Origin of the sequence: Bradyrhizobium sp. UFLA03-84 (genome assembly GCF_002289535.1) — a bacterium.
Classification (GTDB): domain Bacteria; phylum Pseudomonadota; class Alphaproteobacteria; order Rhizobiales; family Xanthobacteraceae; genus Bradyrhizobium; species Bradyrhizobium viridifuturi.
In genome coordinates, this window is sequence record NZ_NSJY01000015.1 from 219,679 (window position 1) to 244,188 (window position 24,510).

Consider the following 24,510-nt stretch of genomic DNA (forward strand, 5'->3'; position numbering starts at 1 on the left):
CTCCTTATTCGTACCGGAGCGCTTCGACCGGGTCGAGGCGCGCGGCGCGCCACGACGGGTAGAGCGTCGCAAGGAAAGATAGCGTCAACGCCATGATCACGACGGCGAGCGTCTCGCCGAAATCGACCTCAGCCGGAAGCTTGGAGAGGAAATACAGTTCGGGCGAGAACAGCTCGGTGTTGGTGAGCCATGACAGGAACTGCCTGATCGATTCGATGTTCAGGCAGATCAGCATGCCGACCGCAAAGCCGGTCAGCGTTCCGACCACGCCGATCGAGGCGCCGGTGATCAGGAATATCCGCATGATCGAGCCTTGCGAGGCGCCCATGGTGCGCAGGATCGCGATGTCCTGGCCCTTGTCCTTCACCAGCATGATCAATCCGGAGACGATGTTGAGCGCCGCGACCAGCACGATCATGGTCAAGATCAGGAACATCACGTTGCGTTCGACCTGCAGCGCGTTGAAGAACGTCGAATTGCGCTGCCGCCAGTCGACCAGGAAGACCGGCCGACCGGCCGCCTCCGTCACCAGCTTGCGGTAGGTGTCGATCTTGTCCGGATTGGTGGTGAACACCTCGATCGAGGACACGTCGTTGTTGCGGTTGAAATAGGCCTGCGCTTCGGCGAGCGGCATGAACACGAAGGTCGAGTCGTATTCCGACATGCCGATCTCGAATACCGCGGTGATCTTGTACGGCTTGATGCGCGGCGTGGTGCCCATCGGCGTCACCGCGCCCTTCGGCGAGACCAGCGTGATCATATCGCCGGCATGCAGCGAGAGCTGGTCGGCGAGCCGGCGGCCGATCGCGACCCCCTGCCCCTCGTCAAAACCCTCGAGCGTGCCCTGCTTGATGTTCTTGGCGATCGAGGTGAGGTTGTTGAGATCGTCGGCGCGGATGCCGCGGATGAAGACGCCGGCGGCGTTGAACGGCGACGATCCGAGCCCCTGCCCATCCACGACCGGCGCGGCCAGCCGGATGCCCTGAACCTGGCTGATACGGTCGGCGACGTCTTTCCAGTCGGTCAGCGGCGATTCCAGCGGCTGCACCAGAAGGTGGCCGTTGAGGCCAAGGATCTTGTCGAGCAATTCCTTGCGGAAGCCGTTCATGACGGCCATCACCACGATCAGCGTGGCAACGCCGAGCATGATGCCGAGGAACGAAAAGCCGGCAATGACCGAAATGAACCCTTCCTTGCGGCGCGCGCGCAGATAGCGTCCGGACAGCAGCCATTCGAATGGCGCAAAAGGCGGGGTACGGACTGGCTCGCTCATGGTCTCATCCATCTCTCGATAATCCCATGATTCGGGCCAAATGTGGCCGGATTACCCCGCCGAACACGCGGCGTGAATAAACTTTAACCCGCGAGCTTCGCGACCACGTCGGCCGGGCTCAAGTTCTCGCGTGAACCGTCGCTGCGGCGCTTCACCTCGACCTTGCCCTCCGCAAGCCCCTTCGGCCCGACGAGAATCTGCCAGGGGATGCCGATCAGATCGGCCGCGGCGAACTTGGCACCGGCGCGCTGATCGGTGTCGTCGTAGAGCACGTCGACGCCCTTTGCCGCGAGTTCGCGATAGAGCTGCTCGCAGGCGCCATCGACCGCGGCATCGCCCTGCTTGAGGTTGAGGATCGCGGCGCGGAACGGCGCGACCGCCTCGGGCCATTTGATACCGGCGTCGTCGTGGCAGGCCTCGATGATCGCGCCGACCAGACGCGACACGCCGACACCGTAAGAGCCGCCATGGATCGGCACGTCGACGCCATCGGGACCGGCCACCATCGCCTTCATGGTGTCGGAATATTTGGTGCCGAAATAGAAGATCTGGCCGACCTCGATGCCGCGGGTGTTGAGCCGCTTTGCCTCGGGCACTTCCTGTTCGAAGCGCGCAGCCTCGTGAACGTCTTCGGTCGCGGCATAGACCGAGGTCCACTGCTTGATGATCGGCGTGAGATCGCCGTCATAATCGACGTCCTCACCGGGCACCGGCAGGTCCAGCACATCGCGGTTGATGAAGACGCCGGACTCGCCGGTCTCCGCCAGCACGATGAACTCGTGGCTGAGGTCGCCGCCGATCGGGCCGGTCTCGGCCCGCATCGGGATCGCCTTCAGGCCCATCCGTGCGAAGGTGCGCAGATAGGCCACGAACATCTTGTTGTAGGAGCGCCGTGCGCCGGCCTCGTCGAGGTCGAACGAATAGGCGTCCTTCATCAGGAATTCGCGGCCGCGCATCACGCCGAAGCGCGGACGCTGCTCGTCGCGGAACTTCCACTGGATGTGATAGAGGTTGAGCGGCAGGTTCTTGTAGGACTTGACGTAGGAGCGGAAGATCTCCGTGATCATTTCCTCGTTGGTCGGCCCGTACAGGAGCTCGCGCTTGTGGCGATCGAGGATGCGCAGCATCTCCGGGCCGTAGGCGTCGTAACGGCCGCTCTCACGCCAGAGATCGGCAAGCTGCAGGGTCGGCATCAGCAGTTCGAGCGCACCGGCGCGGTCCTGCTCCTCGCGAACGATCTGCTCGATCTTCTTCAGCACCCGGAAGCCGAGCGGCAGCCAGGCATAGATGCCGGCGGCCTCCTGCCGCATCATGCCCGCGCGCAGCATCAGCCGGTGCGAGACGATCTCCGCCTCTTTCGGGTTTTCTTTGAGGATGGGCAGGAAAAACCGCGACAATCGCATGGCGTTACTCGGGAATCAGTGATGCTTCGGAAGAGAGCTGCAGTGAAACCGGATCGGATGTGAAAACACAAGGCCGCTTCAGGTCAAGAACCCTTCAAATCAGGCGAATTTCGGCCCTTGCAGCGAATTGCGTCCCGCCGAGGTGTCCGGCGCACGGATCGAGCGTTTACCTGACCTCGAAATCGTCTTCCAGCGTCACTTTCTTGAAATCGGTCACCAGGGCGTCGATCTGCATGTGCCAGCGGCCCGGGACCGGCAACGGCACCTTCTTCACGTGCCAATAGCCGTCTGGGCCGAGTGCGGCGCTGCGTTCCAACGGCTCGATGCCGCGATCCGGCAAACTCAGCGTCAGCGTCGCCTCCTTGGCCGCAAACGGGCTGGCGTCGCCATTCATCAACTGCAGCACGAAATCGTTCTGCCCGACCTTGCCCGGCGCGATCAGCACCTGGAACATCGCTGCATCGGTGTGGATGTGGACGGCGAGCGGAACATCGTCCGACATTGCCAGCACGCGGGGCGGCGGCGTGAAGCGCCACAGCGCGACGAGGCCGAGAATGGCGATCATGAGCACGAACTCGAGCGCGATCGAGCGTTGCAGCGGCCGTGTCCGATGAAACTCCCGCTCGATCGCCGGCGTGAACACCAACCGATTCAGCGCAGCGAGCCCCAGCAGGACCGCGACAAGCACCAGCTTTGCGACCAGCACGTTGCCGTACTCAGTGTCGATCAACGCGCCAAGACTTTCGAGCTGGATGACGGCAAGCGCGAGGCCCGACAGCGCGATCAACGCGACGACCGGCACCGCCAGCATGGAAAAGCGCCGGAGCACCCGCAGCAGCGAGTCCTTGCGCTGCCAGGCAAGCACCGCCAGCGGCGCGAGTGCGCCCATCCAGAATGCCAGGCCGACGCCATGGATGAACAGCGCGGTTCGCGTCAGCCATTGCGGAGACGCGGTGGCGGCATGGCCACTGACCGCAAACGACAGCCCGACGCAGATCATTGCGACCGCGGTGCGGATAAAGGCCGCGCCGAACGAAGGGCTTCGCCAGGCAATCGCCGCGATCAGCAGCGCGGCGATCGCGAGCAGCAGGGCCGGAAACAGGCTGGTGCCGGCGGCGCTGGCCCACGCCGCCCATGTCAGGAGGCCCGTGATCGGCAGGTTCAGCAGGTCGACGCCCTGCAAGCCGAGTGAGGCGATCGCGCCAACGAGGCCGATCCTCAGCGACCACATGATCAGCCGTTCGCCGGCCGGGCCGTGCCCGATCCAGGCGGCAAAGAACACGCCGCCGACGCCGGCAAACAGCCCGAGATAGAGCGCGAGCCGCGCCAGCCAGATCAGCGCATGGAGCAGGCCGTCGCCAGACGGCGCCGCCGAGCCGGTGACGACGCCGATCGAGAACAAGAGCGAGCCCGCGACCGGGTGGCCGTCCTGCGACACCACGCGATAGCTGACCACCTGCGTGCCCTGCGGCAGGCCGGCCGGCAGCGTCACCACCACCGATTCATCGACAGCGCGGATCGCGACATCGCGCGGCTTGCCCGTAGCGTCGAGCAGGCTGACCGCCGTCGGCGCCACCGCTTCGTTGAAGCGGAGCACCACCGTCTTTGGTGCTTCCGTCACCACACTGCCGTCCGCCGGCTCGGCGCCGATCAGGACGGCATGGGCATGGGCCGTGGTCGCAAGACACAGCGCCAGGAAAAGTGCCAAGAACAGCGCCGGGAGCAGCGCAGCGAGGCTCGCGACAACATGCCCTGCGAGCAGCCGCACGGCTTACGGCTTCGGCAGCAGCTTGACGCCGGGCGCCGGCGTCTTGCTGCCATGGTCGTGCCCGCCGCCGCCCTGCCCCTCTGCCGGGATGTCGATCCAGCGACTGACACCCTGCTCACATTCCTGCACGACCGGGAAGTAGAGCACGGTGTTCGGCTTCAGCGTATCGGTGAGAAACGTCTGCATCACGAACTCGTCGTAGTTCTTGTCGGCGAGCTTACCACCGCTCCAGGCAACTTCCTTGACGCCCTCGGAAAGTTTTGCGCCGTGATAGTCGTATTCGGCGGCGTATTTGCCGGTGACCGTATCGAGCGTCCAACCGGGCTTCGGCATCGGCTTCACCCCGATCACGCCTTCCGGAATCTGCACGCGGATCTTGATCGTCGCCGATCCTGCGCAGCCGTGCGGCACGGCGAATACCGCCTTGTAGTACGAGCCGACCGTCGCCTGCTTTCCTTCAAGCGTGATATGCGCGATCGCTGGCGACGCTGCGAGCAGCGCCACCGTTGCAATGAGGAGCGTGTGTGATCGCATGACGCCCTCACATCTTCTTCATGTCCATGTGACCGGAATGGTCGCCATGGCCGGAGTGATCGCCGGCGGTCGGCGCCTGCGCACCGACGGCCTGCACGTCAAGCGAGACCGAGACCTTGCCGGCCTTCTCGAATTCGAGCGTGACCGGAACCTTGTCGCCCTGCTTCAACGGGTGCTTCAGGTCGAACATCATCAGGTGATATCCGCCGGGTGCGAGCTTCACCGTCTTGCCGGGCTCGATGGTCAGTCCCTTGTCGAGCGCACGCATCTTCATCACGCCATTGTCCATCGACATCTCGTGTACTTCGAGCTTGCCCGCGACGTCGCCCGAGCCGGAGATCAGCCGGTCAGGCGTCGTCCCCTTGTTCTCGATTGTGAGATAGCCGCCGCCGATCTTGGCACCGTTCGGCGTCGCGCGCGTCCACGCCTGCGTGATCACGAGGTCGCCGGCCTTGACGTCCTCGGCCGCGGCAGGCGCGATCAGGGTGAGCGCGAAGATTGCAGCAAGCTCAGCCAGTGTTTTTCTCATGTCGAATCTCCTTTGTGTTGTTGCCGACGGCCCGCCAGCTCAGAAGGTGTATTTCCCGGCCAGGACGAACGTCCTGCCCGGGAAGGGATGGAACAGGAAGTACTGCTCGTTGAAGATGTTATCGATGCCGAAATCGAACGCGAAGTTCGCCGTCGCGTTGTAATGGATCTTCATGTCCACGACGAAGAAATTGTCGAACGCGCCATAAACGTGGGAGACGATGTCGGTGTTGTCGAGGGTCGAATACTGCTTGCCGCTGTAGCGCGCTGCGACGGTATAGGCCCAGCTTTCGTTCGGCCGGTAGGTCATGCCGATCTTGGCGCGCCAATCCGGCACATAGGGAACGCGCTTGCCCACCACGGTTGTCGGCAGGTTGGTCAGCGGATTGACGCCGGCCCAGCTCGCGTCGGCGAGGATCTTGGAATCGACATAGGTGACGCTGCCGAACAGTTGCAGGCCGGTCACGAAGACGTTGTCCTTTTCGGCCGACAGCTCGACGCCCTGCATCCGGATTGCGTCGACATTGCTGACGACGGTGGTCGGCGTCTGCGCCCCCGAGACCGGATTGGTCACGAGATTGGTCTGCGAGATGATCGCATTGTTGGTTCGCTCGGAAAACAGCGTCAGGCGGACCCGCCCGTCGGTCCACTTGCGCTCGATGTTCAATTCGCCGGTGAAGTCCTGCTCCGGCTTGAGGAACGGATTGGCGAAAGTCGCTACGCCGCCGATCGTGATGTTCTGATAGAGCTCGGTCACCGTCGGATAGCGATAGGCCTCGCCGAAATTCGCCGTGATGTTCCAATCCTTGTTCGGGTCGAACGACAGCGAAGCCTTCGGAGAGAAGTTGGTCGAGCTCAGCCCGGGCTGGTTGATCGCCGCGGTCGACGTGATCCCGCCGGCGGCATTCGTCGTGGTGTTGAGGTTGAAGCCGTCGAGCGCCTGCCAGCTCTCCAGCCGCCCGCCCAGCGTCAGCTTCAGGCTCGGGTTGATCTTCCAGACATCTTGCAGCCACAGCGCACCGGTCCGGGTTTCGCCGACGCCCGTCGAATAGAGCGCGCCGGTGCCGGTCGACGATGTCGCGTTCCAGATCGACGAGGCGTAGACCGGATTTTCCAGCCGGTAGCGATCGCCGTGAATGCCGAAGCTGATCTCATGCGGCCCGTCATAGCCGAACGGCCGCCAGATTCCCTTGGCATCCGCATTCTGCCAGTTGGTGCCGTCCATCCTCGTGATCTTGCCGTTCGGCGAGAAGCCGACGCCTGTTGGCGCGACGGTGAACGGATTGAGCTGGGTGTCCTGCAGGTAGTTGTAGCTCGAGGCCGACAGATCGAAGTCGTAGACGCCCTTGGTGTCGCTCTTCAGCGCGACCGCGTTGCTCAGATGCGTCTGGTCCCAGACGTACTTGCCGGTGGCGAAGCCCGAATTGTTGGCGAAGGTCGGCGCGCCCGTCGCGATGGATCGCAGATAGGTCTGGGGATCGGAGACCTGATGGTTGTTCCAGATGCCGAGCGAATAGGTCGCCTGCACCAGCGGAGACACATCGTAGGCAAGGCGCAGGTTGGCCGACGTCTGTTGCGAATGCGCCAGGACGCCGGTGCCGATGACATTGGCCGGCACGCCCTGCTTGTTGAGCGCCGGAAACGCGCCGGCTGTTCCCGCCGGGATCGTCGCGCTCGTCGTGTAGGTCAGCGGCTGCTGAAAGCTGTCGAGATAGTTGGCGCTCACCAGCCACGACAGCTTGCCGTCGCGATTGCCCGCGGCCGCGCTGGTCTGACTGGTGACATAAGTGTCCTTGGTGCCGTACTGGCTCCACGGCATCACCGAGACCGTCTCCTTGGCCACCGCAAACGGCCTGTCGGGCATTTTCGACGAGATCAGCAACACGCCGCCGATCGAGTTGCCGGGATAGGCCGCCGCGAACGGGCCGTTCAGATAGTCGATCCGGCCGATCGCCTCCGGCGAGATCAGGTTCCACTTCGGCGAGGCGCTGGTGTTGTTGTTGCCGATCAGCGCCGACACCAACAGGTCGTCGTAATAGATCAGCGAGCGCGCGCTCGAATTGACGCCCCAGCTCCTGGTCGCCAGCACCGCCATGTTGTCGCCGTCGTTGCGCTTCCGCACGAACAGGCTCGGCATGTATTTGACCGCGTCCTCGGGGTCCTTGAGGTTGACGGTCTCGTCGATCTGCCCGGAGGTGATGCTGAACGACCTCTGCGGCAGCTGGAATCGTGCCACGGCGGGCGGCGTCCCGAGCGAGGCATTGGCGCCCGCCCCGGCGGTGCTGGCCACGACCGGTCGGTTCGCTGCGGCCGCAGCCGCCGGCGCAGTCCGATGCCGGACGGCGACGGCAGGGCGATTGACCGGCTTGCGCGCAGCCGGCCTGGCCGGGGGCGGCGCCTCGACGGTGACGGGTGGCAATATCCCCGGTTCGCCGTTTTGTGCATGAGCCATGTCAGCAGACGCCAGCAACGCGGCCTGAATGGCAGCGACGCTCACGCCACCGATGGCATGAAACCGAAACATGGATGAATCCTGACACCGGCTCTCTGGCCGGCTTGCTCAAGGGCACTCGCCGGCGCGACACGCGCGACCGGCAGCGAGAACGTCGTCAGGAAAACAGCGGCGGAGCGCGGGCTTGTGCCGTGAAGCCGGCCGGCGAACGATCAAGGTCTGAGGCGAAATCAAGCCAAGCGATCCGGCTCGGCACCCGTTCGACGGCGCTAGCCGCAACCTGCGGGTGATCAACCGGTGCACCGGTCTGCAGCACGCTGCAGGCCGAGCAGCAGCCATCACGGGCGTCATGACCGGTCTGGTCACCCTGCCCGCCGCCTGAGCCGACATCGCCGTGGCAGATGGTCGCCGCCGCGAGCGGATCCGACGCGGCAAGGCTTGTCGCCCAGCAGGCCCCGATCGGTGCAAAAATCTGCACCAACAGGGCAACCAGGACTATGGGCAGAAAATTCTTCAGCCGCCGGCGCATCGCAAAACCATCCGGGACGGAACTAACCACCAAGGGCGTCGAAAGTCGAGATCGCGGAAATGCCCGGATTCTTCCAGCTCACGGAATTTGCCGGACGTGACGGTAATGTCGCGGCCGTCTCGCAAGCGGTCGTATCTCCTTACCCCGTCACGGATTTTCACACGAATGTCATAACCGGCCGTGGCGCCATCCCAATCATTTCGCAAACTGCTCGAAATTTGAACAATCGTTGCCGAAAATGATGACAAGGCTGGAAAGATAGTCTACCAATTCCCGCGCAGGTCAGCCGCGAGGTGTGTCCTGGTGGTCCAAGTCTCGGGAGGAGCCCGACGCGCACAAGCAGCGTCACCCCATCAATCAAGATCAAATCGAATTTTTGGGGCAAATAGGGTCGACACAATTTTTGGAGCAGGGCTTGGCGCCCTGCTCTTTTTTTATGTGATGATTGCATCGAGCAATGACCTCATCATCGAATCCGATCGAACATAGTTTCGAACTTGCCGCTGCGGTTTGCGACGATCTGACGCCGCATGTGTATCGACGCTTGTTTCGCGAGCATCCCGAGGCGCAGGCGATGTTTCGCACTGAAGGCAGCGAGCCGGTGAAAGCCTCGATGCTGGCGTTGACCATCGAAGCCATCCTCGATTTCGCAGGCGAACGTCGCGGGCATTTTCGCCTGATCGAATCGGAGGTGTGCTCACACGACGCCTACGGGACACCACGCGATCTGTTCGTTGTATTCTTCGCGGTGATTGCCGACTGCCTGCGTGACATTCTCGGCGAGCAATGGTCGCAAGAGATCGATGTTGCGTGGCACAAGCTGCTCCGCGACATCCAGGCCATCGTGCTGCAGCAGAAACATCTCGTGGACGACGGGGCGTAGCGTCTCCGTTCCGATTGTGACACACTCCCTTTATCCGCGGCGCGTGCAACTGACGCCGACGGTCAGAAAAATGAAAGAGGGAGCAAATAATGCCAGGCACCGACAAGGGGATGGACAAGGCGTCGACGACGCGGCGCGACCTTCTGCAGATGGCGGCGGCAGGTGGAGCGGCGGCCGGCCTGTTCGGCGGAATGGGCATGACCACGTCCGCGCTCGCAGCTGAAATGGGACGATCGGAAAAGCCGCTGAAGGCCGCATTCTCCAATGCCGGCCTGCAGGCGACGTGGTGCGCCCAGGGCAAGCAGGCCGCCGAGTTCTGGGGCAAGTTGTTCAACGTCGAGGTCACCTGGTTCGACGGCCAGCTCGACGCCGTCAAGCAGCGCGCCGCGATCGACAACATGGCCTCGCAGAAATGGGACTTCGTCGCGATCCAGGCGTTCGGTATCGGCACGCTGACCCAGCCGGTGCAGAAGATGATCGACGCCGGGACCCCCGTGATCGACATGGACACGCTGATTGCTCCGCTCGATCAGATCAACGTCCATTCGTTCCTCGCGCCCGACAACGAATTCATGGGCGCCTCGGTGACGCAGGCGCTGTGCAACGCGATCGGCGGCAAGGGCAAGGTCATCATGACCCAGGGCGCGCTCGGCCACACCGGCGCGCAGGGCCGTGCCAAGGGCTTCAACTCGGTCGTGAAGCAGTTCCCGAACATCGAGGTGCTCGACACCCAGCCCGCCGACTGGGACGTCTCCAAGACCGCCCGGCTCTGGGAAACCTATCTGACGAAGTATTCGCAGATCGACGCGGCGTTCTTCCATAACGACGACATGGCGCTCGCGGCCTACAACATCATGAAGGCGCGCAACCGCACCAACATCCTGATCGGCGGCGTCGACGCCATGCCGCCGGCGATCCAGGCGGTCAGCGAGGGCCGCATGTTCGCGACCGTGCGCAATCCGTCCTGCCGCATTCATGGTGGTGCGATCGTGGCAGGCGTCGCCGCCGTGGTCGGCGGCGAGAAGAGCGGCCAGGGCATTCCGAAGAACGTCGTGACCGACGGTCCCGTCGTGACCAAGGCCAACGCCGCCGGCATGCAATGGATGGAGGATCACTTCCTGATTTGAGCGGGCCTCATGTCGCAGGGACGCTCCCCGATCCTCGAGTTGAACCAGATCACGAAGGCCTTCGGCGGTGTCGAAGCCCTTCGTGGGGTCGACTTCGCGCTGCACGCCGGCGAGATCCACGGTCTCGTCGGCGAGAACGGCGCCGGCAAAAGCACGCTGATGAAGATCATCGCCGGCGTGCACCCAGAGTTCTCCGGCCGCTTCATGCTCGATGGCAAGGAGACCCGGTTCCGCTCCACCCGCGACGCGCATGCCGCCGGCATCGGCATGGTGCATCAGGAGCTCAGCGTCGCCCCAGATCTCACCGTCGCCGAGAACGTCTTCCTCGGCAACCAGCCGACCAACCGCCTCGGCTTCGTGCAGTGGCGACGGATGGCGCGCGAGGCCGGCGAGCAGCTCGCCCGCTTCGGCATCGACGTCGATCCGATGACGCGGCTCGGCGACCTGCCGATCGGCTTGCAGCAGCTGATCGAGATCGCCCGCGTGCTGTTCTCCGGCGCGCGCATCATCATCCTGGATGAGCCGACCTCCGCGCTCTCCCCACCCGAGGTCGAACGCCTTTTCGCGACGCTGCACAAGCTCCGCAACGAAGGCACCAGCATCGTCTTCATTTCGCATTTCATCGAGGACATCCTGCGCGTCTCCGACGTGGTGACCGTGTTCCGCAACGGCCGCAAGATCGCCGAGACCGCATCCGCCGACACCACCAAGGGCGCGCTGATCGAGGCCATGATCGGCCGCGGCGGCGAGGCACTGGAGCACAGCTACACCGATGACCTCATGCTCCCGCAAGCGAGCGCCGGCTCGGCCGTCCTGAAGGTGGACCAGCTTTCGCTCGGCCGCACCCTGCAGGACGTCTCGTTCGAGGCCCGCGCCGGCGAAGTGCTCGGCATCTATGGCTTCATGGGCTGCGGGCAGTTGGAGCTCTCCCGCATCCTGTTCGGCAAGCTCAAGCCGGACGGCGGTACGCTTGCGGTCGACGGCGCCGCGAAAACCTTCCGCAGCACCGCGGCCGCGCGGCGGGCGGGCGTCGCATTGGTGCCGGAGAGCCGGCGCGCGATGCTGTTCCATCAGGAGCCGGTCTATAAGAACATCTCGATCAGCATCCTCGAGCGGATCTCGGCGCTGCTGCTCAAGCCGGTGCGCGAGCGCGCCATCGCCCAGCGCCAGGTCGAGCAATTGCAGATCAGGCCGCCGGTGGTCGGCCTCGATCTCGGCATGCTCTCCGGCGGCAACCAGCAAAAGGTGGCGCTGGCGAAATGGCTGACCTACCCGCCGCGCCTGCTGGTGCTGTGCGAGCCGACCCGCGGCATGGATGTCGGCGCCAAGAACGACGTGATCAACATCGTACGCGATCTCCGCGCCAAGGGACTCGCTATCATCGTGCTGTCGACCGAGCCGGAGACGGTGCTGTCGCTGGCCGACCGGATCCTGGTGCTGAAGCGCGGCGCGGTGGTGCGCGAATTCGCCGGCGAGGCCGTGAGCAAGGATCGGCTGCTGGAAGCGGCCTGATGGAGTGGAATGATGGCAAGCAGTGACAGCGCGACGGCACCTGCGGATCACAAGCGGCCGCGCGGGCTGGCCTCCTTCCTGCGCTCGCAGATGCGCAACATCGCGCCGTTCCTGACGTTGATCTTCCTCAGCGCCTTCTTCGCGATCGCGAGCCCGTCGTTTGCGACTATTGATAATGTCGGCAACATCCTGACCCAGGTGTCGGTCACCGGGATCATCGCGGTCGGCCTCACCTTCGTGATCCTGTGCGCGGAGATCGACCTGTCGATCGCCAGCATCGCCAACGTCACTGGCATCGCGGTGGCGTACTTCACGCTGCAGGAATCCTACGTCAACATCGCCAACGTCCCGATGCCGGGGATCGTCGCGATCCTGCTGGCGCTGGCGCTGTGCGCGCTGCTCGGCCTTGTCAACGCGCTGGGGCTGACCGTGATCGGCATTCCCTCCTTCATCATGACGCTCGCCATGATGCAGATCGCGGCCGGCGTCTCGGCGCTTTTGGTGCGCGGACAGATCGCCTACAAGGTGCCGGACCTGATCACGACGCTCGGCTCGGGCTCGATCGGAGGCATCCCCTGGATCGTGATCGTCGCGGCGGTGATGCTGCTCGGCGGCCATCTGGTGCTGACCTACACGCGGTTCGGTCGCTACGTCTACATGGTCGGCGGCAACCGCGAGGCCGCCGAATTTGCCGGCCTCAATGTCAAGCTCATCCTCGGCAGCGTGATGGTGATCTCGGCGGTTTGCTCGGGGATCGGCGGCATGCTCGGCGTCGCCCATTTCGGCAGCGCGCAGCAGAACGAGTTCGACACCTATTTGCTGGACTCGATCGCGGCCGTGGTGGTCGGTGGCACCAGCCTGTTCGGCGGCCGCGGCGGCATCGGCAACACGATCGTCGGCCTGTTCGTGCTCGGCGTGCTCAACAACGGCCTCGACCACGTTAATATCGACAGCTTCCTTAAGATCCTGATCCGCGGCCTGATCCTGCTCGCGGCGCTGATCATCAATGTCTACGCGCAGCGGCTGCGGGAGCAAGCGGCGGACTAGGTACGTTAGTATTCTGGCAACTTGTTCGCGCGCGGCCCCAATCACGGCCTCGTCCCGGCGAAGGCCGGGACCCATACTCCGCGGCGGATGTTGTGAAGGGACTCGTCGTTCCGGCGTCGCTCAATAATGACTGCCTGTGGTTATGGGTCCCGGCCCCCGTGCGCAATTGCGCACTAGGCCGGGACGACCACGGAATATGTGGCGTGCTCGCGACACTAGTCGGTGTCATCACCCGACAGCTGAGGGATGCTGCAGCAATTGCGTCGAAGATTTCCGAACAAGCCCGCCGAGCCGACGCTAATCTGGGGGGCAGCGGAGGGTTACCCTTTGTCAGCATCAGCGGCACATCGGCAGATATACGGGAGGTTCGGCAGGACAATCGCCGTTGCAGTCGGAGTTGCCCTCAGTCAGGCCGCAACAGCAGCGCCGCCCGACAACCCGAATCCCGCGCTTGCCCCATGGTTTGAGAGCCTGAAGCAACCGGGCACCGGTGCGTCGTGCTGCTCGATTGCAGACTGCCGAACGGTTGAGTTCCGGCAGGATCGGGACGGCTACGAGGTACTGATCGATAGCCGCTGGAAGCTCTCGTCTCCATTCTGGCTGCGGGTCCCACCGAACAGGATCATCAACAGAACCGACAACCCGACGAACCGCGCCGTGGTTTGCTTCACGCCTGAGGCCGGTATTCTCTGTTTCGTGCGTCCGGCCGAAAGTTAGTCGATGCCGCTGCGGGTAACACGACTATCGCCACTTCCGGTTCATCTGGCAAAATCCGGCTGCCAGTGGCACAGCTCGCGCGCGGCGTACGTGACCGCGCCGATCGTTGTGTAGGACGGCGCCTCCAGCATCATGTTGCGGGCGAGCTTGAGGGCCCGCGCCTCGCAGATCGCGCGCTGCTTCTCGTCGGCGATCCATTCGAAATCGATGTTGTGCGCGAGGCCGAGGATACGGCGTATGGTCTTGGCCGCGGCGAAGCCGACGGTGTCCTGGAACAGCCGCGCCATGTAGGCCTGCCGTTCCGCCTCCAGCCGCGCGGCGCCGGCTTCACCCGCGAACAGCGACACCGGATAGCCGTCGCCCTTCGCCTCGCTGCGCCACAGCGCGAGAAATTTGCGGGAAAATTCCGTCCAGACGCCCTCGATGGTTTCCAGCAGCCAGGCCTCGAACGATGCGCGCTCGCCCGGCGAGCGCTCATGGCCGGCTGAGGCCAGGTAGGCCATCAGCAGATTGCCGATGACGGCGCCGATGTCGAACCCCATCGGGCCATAGAACGCGAACTCGGGATCGATCACCTTCGTCTCGCCTTCGGTGACCATGATCGAGCCGGTGTGCAGGTCGCCATGGAGCAGTGCCTCCGGGCTTGCCATGAACTTCAGCTTCAGCCTGGAGATCGCGACGTGGAGGTCGAGATCCTGGCGGAACGCCGCCGCGGTCGCGTCGAGATACGGCGCGGTCCAGCGGTTCTGCTCAGCGATGCGGTACGGATCGGTGAAGATCAGGTCCTCGGTGATCTTGCAGAGCGCATGGTTGCCCGCAAATGCCGCGATCCCTTCCTTCTTGTCTGCCGCCGACAGTGCCAGATCGGACGAGAAGAACAGCGTCTGCGCCAGAAAGGTCGAGATATCCTCGACGAAGCGCGGGTAGCGCGTCGCTCCGATCAGGCCCTTGCGCATGATGATGTGCGGCTCGAGCAGCTCCATCGCGGTGAGCGCGAGCGGCGCGTCGTGATGCAGCACCGCCGGCACGAGGCTTGGCGCCAGCCGCGCCTGATGCACCAGCGCCAGATGTTCGTAGTGCGCCCGCGACAGCGGCAGCGGCCAGCTCTCACCGACCAGCCGCACATAGGGCAGCGCCTGCTTGACGGCGAGGCCCCTGCCCGTGCCCTTGACGATGAAGACGAGGTTGAGATTGCCGTCACCGACCTCGCTGATCGACCAGTCGGCCGGCGCGCCGCCGAGCTGGGTCACGATGGCCGGAAGCCCAGCGAGATAGTCCCGCAGGTCGGCCTCGCGCAGGATTCGATACTGACTGGCCCCGGAAGAGCCCGGTTGCGCCTGCAGGTTCATGGTTGCCCCTCCTTCGATTGCCTCGGGGCGAGGTTGATCCTCGCTCCCGTTCCGGGATCACGCCGGTGTCGGCCTTCCACCTGGAAGGATCATAGTTACAGCAAATGATGCCGGCGGCCAGCGCATAGCCTGCGATGTTCCATTTCAACCCGAACAGTCCCCCTCATTCCTGAAAGTTCATGTCAATGTTTCCAGTCGTATCCCGTGGCGGAATGTCCGTGCGGGACGGGATTTGCGTCCCGTCACGCCGGATGTAACCTGCGGGCGTCGAAACTTGTCGAACCGCGGCACAGGCATCGACCGCAAGCAAGTCGCACGATGACCGACGACACTGAGACCATTTCGCTGCGTCCCACCATGGTCGATGGCGTCCAGCAGGACGACGACTATGAAGTGATCTGGCGCGGCCTCCCGGTCGGCAGGATCATGCGGCAGCAGGACAGCCGGCAATGGTGGTGGGGCTGCAACGTCTATGGCCGGCCGCCCACGAACGGCGACAGAGGTCCTGCGATCGATTTCAAGGATGGTCAGGTCCGCTTCAAGCTTGCCTGGGGCCGGCTGAGGCCGACCCTGACCGACGAGCAGATCGCTGTGGCGACACGCCATGCGGAAGGACTGCAGAAGCAGGCGGGCGGCCAAGCAGTGGCGGCTAAACCAGACCTGGTCATGCAAAACAGCCGCGGGGCGCTCCGCCATCGCGTGCTCAAGCCCGGCACCATCGAATTCAACGGCGGCGCCATCGACTGCGTGATCCGGAACATCTCTGAGACCGGCGCCGCGCTCGAAGTCACCAGCCCAGTCGGCATCCCCGAAACCTTCAACCTTGTGCTTCCCGGCGATCACACCAACCGTCCATGCCGGGTCGCCTGGCGCCGGGAGCGCCGGATCGGGGTCAGGTTCACATAATCCTCAGGACCGTCGCAGGTTTCGTTCCGGCTCCGCCCCAGGGGCATAGCCCGGGTGGGCCAGGCGATACCTCGAGAAAGTGTTCCCGCGTGTTGCGGATCCGGTCATCGGGCGCGCGACCCGGTGGCTCATGCAAGCGACATTGCTGCGTCAGTTGTGAAACTCGGGCATCCCCATCAGACGCGACAGCCGCTCGACCGAGAGATAGCCGGAATAATACGCCCACATCGCGATCGCGAAAATCACCGCCGAGATCAGCGTGGTCAAGAACAGCTTGCGGCCCATCCGCGCCAGGATCGGCGCGCCGGGGTCGGTGCCGGGCGCGCCGACGCCATCCTCGTGCTGGCTGCGTATGCCGAACGGCAGCGTCAGGAACAGCACAAGCCACCACAGCACGAAGTAGACCGCAAGGCTGGTGGAGATCTGGTACGCCATGTGGCCTCAGGCCTGTTCGATCTCGACCAGGGCGCCGGAGAAGTCCTTGGGGTGGAAGAACAGCACCGGCTTGCCGTGCGCGCCGATCTTCGGCTGGCCGTCGCCGAGCACCCGGGCGCCCTCGGCGATCATGCGGTCGCGCGCCGCGATGATATCTGGCACGTCGTAGCAGACATGGTGGATGCCGCCGTCGGCATTGCGTTCCACGAACTTCGCGATCGGCGAGGCCTCGCCGAGCGGCTCGATGAATTCGATCTTGGTGTTCGGCAGCGTCACGAACACGGTGATGACACCATGCTCCGGCAGCGGCACCGCATCGGAAATCTCGGCGTTAAAGGCGGTGCCGTAGATCTTCGCGGCCTGCTTGGCGTCCTTGACCGCGATCGCGACGTGATTGAGCCGTCCCAACATCTCTTTCTCCCTTATCGAAGCGCGCGGTTCGAAGCCGCTCGTCAAACCGTCAGAACGTGCACGACGCAGATCGGCTTCTTGCCCCACTGCTCGCTCAGCGCGGCCCGCACCGCACGGCGCACCGATTCTCCCAGCGCATCGGGATCGCGGCGCCTTGGCTTCGGCAGGCCCTCGATCGTCGAGACCACCACGTCGAACACGATGTCGTCGAGCAATTCGCCGGCGGCATTGTTCTCCGGCATGCCGACCAGATCAACCTCGGGATCGTCGGCCATTTCGCCCTGCTGGGTCATCGCGATGGCGACGAAGGCGCAGCCGGCGAAGCCCATCCGCCGCCGCTCGACCACGGCTCGTGACTTGGAATCCTCCAGGATGGTGCCATCCTTGTAGAGCCGGCCCGCCGGCACTTCGCCGATGATGCCGGGCTCGCCGGGCCCGAGTTTGATCAAGTCGCCATTGCGGCAGGTCAAGACTTTCGGCACGCCGGCCGCGCGCGCCAGCTTGGCGTGCTCGGCAAGATGCAGCGCCTCGCCATGCACCGGGATCAGGAGCTGCGGCCGCACCCAGGAGATCATGTCGCGCAGCTCGTCGCGACGCGGATGGCCGGAGACGTGCACGAGGTGCTCGCGGTCGGTGATGATTTCGACGCCCTGCGTCACCAGCCCGTTGATGATGCCGCCGACCGCCTTCTCGTTGCCGGGAATGGTGCGCGAGGAGAAGATCACGGTGTCGCCCTTGTTCAACGTCACCTGGGGATGGTCGTTGTTGGCGATCCGGGCCAGCGCGGCGCGGGGTTCGCCCTGGCTGCCGGTGCACAGCGCCAGCACCTTGTCGGGCGGGAAATGGCCGTAATAGTCGGTGCCGCGGAACTTGTGCGAGGCGTCGAGATAGCCGCATTCACGCGCGACCTGCACCACGCGCTCCATGGCGCGACCGACCACCACCACCTCGCGATCGGCGGCGTTCGCAGCATCCGCCACCGCCCTCACCCGGGCGACGTTGGAGGCGAAGGTCGTGACCGCAACCCGGCCCTTGGCTGCCTTGACCAGCTTCTTGATCGTGGCGGCAACCTCGGTCTCCGAGGGCGAGCGCCCGTCGCGCACCGCGTTGGTGGAATCGCCGATCAGCGCCAGCACGCCTTCGTCGCCGAGCTCGCGCAGCCGCCGCTCGTCAGTCGGTTGGCCGATGATCGGGGTCGGATCGATCTTCCAGTCGCCGGTGTGCAGCACGGTGCCGACATCGGTCTTGATCGCCAGCGCGTGCGATTCCGGAATCGAATGTGCGACCGGGATGAATTCGACATTGAACGGGCCGATGTCGACCCGCCCGGCCGACGGAATTACCGTGACCGGGATTTTCGGCGGGTTGCGCTCGGCCGCGCATTTCGCCTCGAACAGCGCCGCGGAGAATTGCGTCGCGTAGATCTTGCAGCCGAGCCTGGGCCAGAGGTCGATGATCGCGCCGAAATGATCCTCATGGGCGTGCGTCAGCACGAGGCCCATCAGGTTGTTGCGCTCCTTCTCCAGGAAGCGGACGTCCGGCATGATCAGGTCGATGCCCGGCAGATGCTCCTCGTCGCCGAAGGAGACGCCGAGATCAACCGCAAGGAACGAGCGCTGGTGGCGGTTGCCGAGGCCGTAGATCGACAAATTCATGCCGATCTCGCCGACGCCGCCGAGCGGTGCAAAGGTGAGCTCGTCGGGTCGCGCCATCAGTTCGCCCTCACCGAGGCTGCGGTGCCGAAATAGACTTCGCCGGCCGTCACGGGCATGCGCTGTCCATCGGCGGTGCGGACGATCAGGCAGCCGGTATCATCGATCGTATCAAAGATGCCCTCGAGGGTCGCCGAGCCGGTCTGGACCGCGACCTTCTCGCCGAGTCCGGCGGCACGCTCCAGCCACAGCCTGCGGATCTCGGGAAAGCCGCGGCCATCGTCCCAGATGCCGCGAAACTCGACCCAGGCGTCGGACAACGCGGTGAACAGCTCTTCGGCGCCGATCTGGATGCCGAGCGCCGCGAGCGAAACCGCCGGCGTCGGCGTTCCCTCGGGCGCAGCGATGACATTGGTGCCGATGCCGACGACGACCGCGAGCCGCCTGCCGATGGCTTCGGCCTCCAGCAGGATGCCCGACAGCTTCTTGCCGTCGGCGAGCAAGTCGTTCGGCCATTTCAGGGTGAACTTCGGGCTGTCTGGCCCGAGCCGCAGCGCCGCCTCGATGCCGACCTTCTGCAGCGCGGCCTCGAGCGACAGCCCGGCGGCAAAGCCGAGCGTTGCCGCGACCGCCGGCTGAACGTCGGTCACTTCGAGGATGCTGCTGGCGAGATTGCCGCGCGGCGCGACCCAGACCCGCTGGCGGCGCCCGCGGCCCGCGGTCTGCTCCGGTGTCACGAACCACATCGGCCCCTGCTCGCCGTCGCGGGCGCGCAGCATCGCCTCGGCATTGGTCGAGCCGATCTGGTCGAAGGCGGCGAGCCTATAGCCCGCCGCGATGGCCCGGGGTCCGAGCGTGAATGTCATATCGAATCTATGCGCATGATCCGTTCCGAAAGCCAGCGTCCTGTTTTCGGAACCACGCGCGTTAAAACAGCGATTTCGCCGCCGCCGTCGCCACGCTGACCAGCGGGCCCGGATAGGCGAAGAAGAAGATGTTGAAGATGCCTGCGACCGCCAGCACGGTGCGCAGCTCGACGCGGACCGGATCGAGCTTGCCGAGCGGCTGGTCGAAATACATCACCTTGACGATCGACAGATAGTAGAACGCGCCCACCACGCTGGTCAGCACGCCGATCACCGCGAGCGTGAACAGGTTGGCCTTGATCGCGGCGACGAACACGTACCACTTGCCGAAGAAGCCGGCGAGTGGCGGAACGCCGGCCAGCGAGAACAGCAGCATCGCGAAGATAAAGGCGATCAGCGGGTTGGTGCGCGAAAGTCCGGCGAAATCGCTGATCTGCTCCAGCGGCTGGCCGTTGCGCTTCATCGCCAGGATGATGCTGAAGGAGCCGAGCGTCATCGCGACATAGATCGCGATGTAGATCAGCACGCCCTGCGCGCCCTCGACCGTGCCGGAGGCAAGTCCGACCAGCGCAAAGCCCATATGGCCGATCGATGAATAGGCCATCAGGCGCTTGATGTTGGTCTGGCCGATTGCGGCGAACGAGCCCAGCGCCATCGAGGCGATCGCCACGAACACCAGGATCTGCTGCCACTGGCTGACGATGCCGGGGAACGCGGTCAGCGTCGCCCGGGTAAACACCGCGAGCGCCGCGACCTTCGGCGCGGACGCGAAGAACGCCGTCACCGGGGTCGGCGCGCCCTCATAGACGTCGGGCGTCCACATGTGGAACGGCACCGCCGAGACCTTGAAGCAGAGGCCCGCGAGCAGGAACACCAGGCCGAACACGATGCCGATGCTGCCGGTCGTGGCGGCCGCCGCGATGCCGGCGAACGAAACCGTGCCGGTGAAGCCGTAGATCAGTGAGGCGCCGTACAGCAGCATCCCCGACGACAGCGCGCCGAGCACGAAATACTTCAGGCCCGCCTCGCTCGACTTGGCATTGTCGCGCTGACTGGCGGCGACGACATAGAGCGCAAGGCTCATCAGCTCGAGGCCGAGATAGAGCGCGATCAGGTCGCCGGCCGAGATCAGCACCATCATGCCGAGCGTCGACAGCAGCACCAGGATCGAGAACTCGAAGGTGCGGCTCGACGGCTGGGAGAGGTATTCGGTCGACAGGATCAGCGTAGCCGCCGACGCGATCAGAGCGAGGACCTTCAGGAAGCGGGCGAAGTCGTCGACGATGAAGCTGCCGCCGAAGGTCACGAGCTTGCCGGCCGGCAGCCAGAGCTCCAGCGCGCCGGTCACGACCAGCAGCAGCACCGCGAGCGTGGTGACGAGGCGCGTCGTCCCCTGCCCGCGATAGGCTCCGATCATCAACAGCACCATGGCGCCGACCGCGAGCACCAGCTCCGGCAGCACCGGCTGCAACTGATAACCTGCACTGGAAAAGCTCATGGGTTAAGGCCTTACTGCGTAACCAGCGCGGCTGCCTTCACGGCAGTCACGGCGGTTTGGTAATTGTTGACGAGTTGCTGCACCGAGGCGGCCGACATATCGAGCACCGGCTTCGGATAGACGCCGAACAGGATAGTCAGCGCGATCAGCGGGAACAGCGTCACGCATTCGCGGAAGGTGAGATCCTTGATCGACATCAGCGACGGCTTGACCAACGCGCCGAACACCACCTTGCGGTAGAGCCAGAGCGCGTAACAGGCCGACAGGATCACGCCCGTGGTGGCGAAGAATGCCGTCGGCAGCGAGATCTTGAAGGTGCCGAGCAGCGTCATGAACTCGCCGACAAAGCCGCTCGTGCCCGGCAGACCGACATTGGCCATGGTGAAGACCATGAAGGTCATCGCATAGAGCGGCATCCGGTTGACGAGCCCGCCATAGGCCGCGATCTCGCGGGTGTGCATGCGGTCGTAGACGACGCCGACGCAGAGGAACAGCGCGCCGGAGACGATGCCGTGCGAGACCATCTGGAACATGCCGCCGGCGACGCCCTGGGTGGTCACCGCGAAGATGCCCATGGTGACGAAGCCCATATGCGCGACCGAGGAGTACGCGATCAGCTTCTTCATGTCCTCCTGCATCATCGCCACCAGCGAGGTGTAGATGATGGCGATGACAGACAGCGTGAACACGAACGGCGCGAAGTCGTGGCTGGCCAACGGGAACATCGGCAGCGAGAAGCGCAGGAAGCCGTAGCCACCCATCTTCAAGAGGATCGCGGCCAGGATCACCGAGCCCGCCGTCGGCGCCTCGACGTGCGCGTCAGGCAGCCAGGTGTGTACCGGCCACATCGGCATCTTCACCGCGAACGAGGCGAAGAAGGCGAGCCACGCCCAGGTCTGCATCGACCGCGGCACCGCGGTGTGCATCAGGGTCGGGATGTCAGTCGTGCCGGCGTTCCAGTACAGCGCCATGATGGCGAGCAGCATCAGGACCGAGCCGAGGAACGTGTAGAGGAAGAACTTGAACGACGCGTAGACCCGGCGCGGTCCGCCCCAGACGCCGATGATCAGGAACATCGGGATCAGGCCGCCCTCGAAGAACAGATAGAACAGCACGAGGTCGAGCGCCGAGAAGGTGCCGACCATCAGCGTTTCCAGGATCAGGAACGCCATCATGTATTCGCCGACGCGCTGCGTCACCGACTTCCAGCTCGCGATGATGCAGAGCGGCATGATCGCAGTGGTCAGGATGATCAGCGGCAGCGAGATGCCGTCGACGCCCATGTGGTAGGTGATGCCGGTGGCGAGCCAGGACGCCTTCTCGACGAACTGGAAGTCGGTCGAGGCCGGGTCGAACCGCGCCACCAGGATCAGCGACACCGCGAAGGTGATCAGCGTGGTCCACAGCGCGATCCAGCGCGCCGTGCGGTTGGCGCTCTCGTCGCCGCCCCGCGCCAGGAGGTAGACCAGGATCGCGCCGACCGCCGGCAGGAAGGTCGTGACCGAAAGGATGGGCCAGGTTGTCATTTACTGGCCTCCCAAGCCGAACATGAACCAGGTGATCAATCCGGCGGCTCCGATCAGCATCGCGAAGGCGTAGTGATAGAGGTAGCCGGTCTGCAATTTCACGACATTGCGGGTGATGTCGAGTACGCGGGCCGAGACGCCATCGGGACCGAAGCCGTCGATGATGAAGCCGTCGCCCTTCTTCCACAGCGTGTAGCCAAGCCACTTCGCCGGACGCACGAAGATCCAGTCGTACAGCTCGTCGAAGTACCATTTGTTGAGCAGGAACTGGTACAGCATCGGCTGCTGGTTCGCGAGCTCGACCGGCAGATACGGCCTGCGGATGTAGAACAGATACGAGACGAACAGGCCGAGCGCCATCATCACGGTCGGCAGCGGCGCGAGCCAGCTCGGCATGTGCTCCATGTCCTCGAGGATGTGCGGGTTCATCTTGATGGACTCGCGGAAGAACTCCTCGACGCCATGCGGGCTGGCGAACACTTCCTTGAACGGCAGGCCGGCCAGGATCGAGCCGGCGGCAAGCACGCCGATCGGCACCAGCATCCAGACCGGGCTCTCATGCGCCGCCTCGTAGTGCTTCTGGTCGTGCGGCTCGCCGAAGAACGTCTTGAAGATCAGACGCCAGGAGTAGAACGAGGTCAGGCCGGCGGCCACGATCGTCAAGAGATAGGCGTAGGTCGCGAACGGATTGTGCGCGGCATAGGCCGATTCGATGATCGCGTCCTTGGAGAAATAACCGGCGAACAGCGGGAAGCCGGTCAGCGCCAAGGTGCCGATGCACATCACCGCGAAGGTGTACGGAATCTTGCGCCACAGACCACCCATGTTGCGGATGTCCTGCTCGTGGTGCATCGCGTAGATCACCGAGCCGGAGCCCAGGAACAGCAGCGCCTTGAAGAAGGCGTGCGTGAACAGATGAAACATGCCGACCGAATAGGCCCCTGCTCCCATCGCCACGAACATGTAGCCGAGCTGCGAACACGTCGAGTATGCGACGATCCGCTTGATGTCGTTCTGCACGAGGCCGATCGTGGCGGCGAAGAACGCCGTGGTCGCACCGAAGAACATCACGACCGCCTGCGCGGTCGGCGACAGCTCGAACAGCGGCGACAGCCGCGCCACCATGAAGACGCCGGCGGTGACCATGGTCGCGGCGTGGATCAGCGCCGACACCGGGGTCGGGCCTTCCATCGCGTCCGGCAACCAGGTGTGCAGCAGGAACTGCGCCGACTTGCCCATCGCGCCCATGAACAGGAACAGGCAGGTCAAGGTCAGCGCGTCAGGGTGCCATCCGAAGAAGTCGATGGTCTTGCCGGTCAATCCCGGCGCGGCATGGAAGATGGTCTCGAAATCGGTCGAGCCGACCAGCGCATAGATCGAGAAGATGCCGAGGGCGAAGCCGAAGTCGCCGACGCGGTTGACCACGAAGGCCTTGATCGCGGCCGCGTTGGCCGATGGCTTCTGGTACCAGAAGCCGATCAGCAGGTAGCTCGCGAGACCGACGCCCTCCCAGCCAAAGAACAGCTGCACGAGGTTATCAGAGGTCACCAGCATCAGCATCGCGAAGGTGAACAGCGAGAGATAGCCGAAGAAGCGCGGCCGGTTCGGGTCCTCGTCCATGTAACCGATGGAGTAGAGGTGGACGAGCGCGGACACGGTGTTGACCACGACCAGCATCACGGCGGTCAGGGTGTCGACCCGAAGCGTCCAGGCCACCTGGAGGTCGCCCGAGGTGATCCAGGGCAGCAGCACGACGCGAGCGTCATGGTGCATGAAGCCGACATCGACCAGCGTGAACCAGGACAGCGCCGCCGAGACGAACAGCAAGCCCGTCGTGATCAGCTCCGCCAACCGGGACCCCGCCGCCGGCGGCTCGGAGACGTGATGGTCGTCGTGGCCATGATCGTCATGGCCGTGATCGTCGTGCGCCGCCGACGCATGAGCGTCGGAAGCATGGGCATCGCCGTGCGCGTCGTCATGGTGATCGACGGTGTCGCCGCTCGGGCAGCGCGCGTGCGCGCCGGTCAGCGCGATAATGCCTGCGAGGATGGCGCCCAGCAGAGGCAGGAAGACAATTGCCTGAACCATGACTGC

Annotated in this window: 20 protein-coding genes; 5 read left to right on the top strand and 15 right to left on the bottom strand. The window is 64.4% G+C overall.

Features of this window, described 5'->3' with window-relative positions; translation table 11 throughout:
• Window positions 1–4 precede the first annotated feature (4 nt).
• From CK489_RS29690 to CK489_RS29720, 7 genes are all read right to left on the bottom strand, one after another.
• Window positions 5–1,285 (bottom strand): lipoprotein-releasing ABC transporter permease subunit, encoded by a 1,281-nt coding sequence (locus CK489_RS29690; RefSeq protein WP_021079195.1) that lies wholly within the window; start codon window positions 1,283–1,285, stop codon window positions 5–7.
• Window positions 1,286–1,356: 71 nt separating this feature from the next.
• Window positions 1,357–2,676, bottom strand: a complete 1,320-nt coding sequence (gene proS, locus CK489_RS29695; protein WP_095734845.1) for a proline--tRNA ligase — start codon at window positions 2,674–2,676, stop codon at window positions 1,357–1,359.
• Window positions 2,677–2,842: 166 nt separating this feature from the next.
• Window positions 2,843–4,444: a copper resistance CopC/CopD family protein gene (locus CK489_RS29700; RefSeq protein ID WP_245350544.1), complete on the bottom strand. Its 1,602-nt coding sequence runs from the start codon at window positions 4,442–4,444 to the stop codon at window positions 2,843–2,845.
• A 3-nt stretch (window positions 4,445–4,447) separates the two neighbouring features.
• Window positions 4,448–4,978 (bottom strand): YcnI family copper-binding membrane protein, encoded by a 531-nt coding sequence (locus tag CK489_RS29705; protein WP_095734846.1) that lies wholly within the window; start codon window positions 4,976–4,978, stop codon window positions 4,448–4,450.
• 7 nt (window positions 4,979–4,985) lie between these two features.
• Entirely contained in the window at window positions 4,986–5,507 is a 522-nt protein-coding gene (locus tag CK489_RS29710) for a copper chaperone PCu(A)C (protein WP_095734847.1), read from the bottom strand.
• 39 nt (window positions 5,508–5,546) lie between these two features.
• Window positions 5,547–7,958 carry a TonB-dependent receptor gene (locus CK489_RS29715; protein WP_245350545.1) on the bottom strand — a complete coding sequence of 804 codons (2,412 nt, stop codon included), beginning with the start codon at window positions 7,956–7,958 and terminating at the stop codon, window positions 5,547–5,549.
• A 157-nt stretch (window positions 7,959–8,115) separates the two neighbouring features.
• The gene (locus CK489_RS29720) at window positions 8,116–8,487 is read right to left on the bottom strand and encodes a DUF2946 family protein (RefSeq protein ID WP_095734849.1); all 372 of its coding nucleotides are present in this window, start codon (window positions 8,485–8,487) and stop codon (window positions 8,116–8,118) included.
• A 457-nt stretch (window positions 8,488–8,944) separates the two neighbouring features.
• On the opposite strand from CK489_RS29720, the gene CK489_RS29725 reads away from it, so the two are divergent.
• The 4 genes from CK489_RS29725 (at window position 8,945) to CK489_RS29740 (ending at window position 13,056) form a co-directional block, all read left to right on the top strand.
• Window positions 8,945–9,370: a globin gene (locus CK489_RS29725; protein WP_095734850.1), complete on the top strand. Its 426-nt coding sequence runs from the start codon at window positions 8,945–8,947 to the stop codon at window positions 9,368–9,370.
• 89 nt (window positions 9,371–9,459) lie between these two features.
• Window positions 9,460–10,497 carry a sugar ABC transporter substrate-binding protein gene (locus tag CK489_RS29730; RefSeq protein ID WP_076857690.1) on the top strand — a complete coding sequence of 346 codons (1,038 nt, stop codon included), beginning with the start codon at window positions 9,460–9,462 and terminating at the stop codon, window positions 10,495–10,497.
• Window positions 10,498–10,506: 9 nt separating this feature from the next.
• A complete protein-coding gene (locus CK489_RS29735) occupies window positions 10,507–12,009 on the top strand; it encodes a sugar ABC transporter ATP-binding protein (protein WP_095734851.1) in 1,503 nt (500 codons plus the stop codon).
• Between the two features lie 12 nt (window positions 12,010–12,021).
• A complete protein-coding gene (locus tag CK489_RS29740; protein WP_095734882.1) occupies window positions 12,022–13,056 on the top strand; it encodes an ABC transporter permease in 1,035 nt (344 codons plus the stop codon).
• A gap of 758 nt (window positions 13,057–13,814) precedes the next feature.
• Here CK489_RS29740 and mtnK read toward each other — a convergent pair.
• Window positions 13,815–15,122, bottom strand: coding sequence for an S-methyl-5-thioribose kinase (gene mtnK / locus CK489_RS29750; RefSeq protein WP_095734852.1), 1,308 nt, complete (start codon window positions 15,120–15,122; stop codon window positions 13,815–13,817).
• Window positions 15,123–15,788: 666 nt separating this feature from the next.
• Between mtnK and CK489_RS29755 the strand changes: the two genes are divergently transcribed.
• Entirely contained in the window at window positions 15,789–16,028 is a 240-nt protein-coding gene (locus tag CK489_RS29755; RefSeq protein WP_050626525.1) for a PilZ domain-containing protein, read from the top strand.
• Window positions 16,029–16,178: 150 nt separating this feature from the next.
• Here CK489_RS29755 and CK489_RS29760 read toward each other — a convergent pair whose 3' ends face one another.
• The 7 genes from CK489_RS29760 to nuoL form a co-directional block, all read right to left on the bottom strand.
• Window positions 16,179–16,463 (bottom strand): DUF1467 family protein, encoded by a 285-nt coding sequence (locus CK489_RS29760; protein WP_095734853.1) that lies wholly within the window; start codon window positions 16,461–16,463, stop codon window positions 16,179–16,181.
• 6 nt (window positions 16,464–16,469) lie between these two features.
• Entirely contained in the window at window positions 16,470–16,874 is a 405-nt protein-coding gene (gene mce, locus CK489_RS29765; RefSeq protein WP_016841811.1) for a methylmalonyl-CoA epimerase, read from the bottom strand.
• 41 nt (window positions 16,875–16,915) lie between these two features.
• Complete coding sequence (locus CK489_RS29770) at window positions 16,916–18,586, bottom strand: ribonuclease J (RefSeq protein WP_095734854.1); 1,671 nt, start codon at window positions 18,584–18,586, stop codon at window positions 16,916–16,918.
• Window positions 18,586–19,392: a biotin--[acetyl-CoA-carboxylase] ligase gene (locus CK489_RS29775; protein ID WP_095734855.1), complete on the bottom strand. Its 807-nt coding sequence runs from the start codon at window positions 19,390–19,392 to the stop codon at window positions 18,586–18,588. The genes CK489_RS29770 and CK489_RS29775 overlap by 1 nt, the downstream gene beginning before the upstream one ends.
• 61 nt (window positions 19,393–19,453) lie before the next feature.
• Window positions 19,454–20,890, bottom strand: a complete 1,437-nt coding sequence (gene nuoN, locus CK489_RS29780; RefSeq protein WP_021079179.1) for an NADH-quinone oxidoreductase subunit NuoN — start codon at window positions 20,888–20,890, stop codon at window positions 19,454–19,456.
• Window positions 20,891–20,901: 11 nt separating this feature from the next.
• Entirely contained in the window at window positions 20,902–22,416 is a 1,515-nt protein-coding gene (locus tag CK489_RS29785; RefSeq protein ID WP_050626365.1) for an NADH-quinone oxidoreductase subunit M, read from the bottom strand.
• Window positions 22,417–24,504 carry an NADH-quinone oxidoreductase subunit L gene (gene nuoL, locus CK489_RS29790; protein WP_095734856.1) on the bottom strand — a complete coding sequence of 696 codons (2,088 nt, stop codon included), beginning with the start codon at window positions 24,502–24,504 and terminating at the stop codon, window positions 22,417–22,419.
• Window positions 24,505–24,510 lie beyond the last annotated feature (6 nt).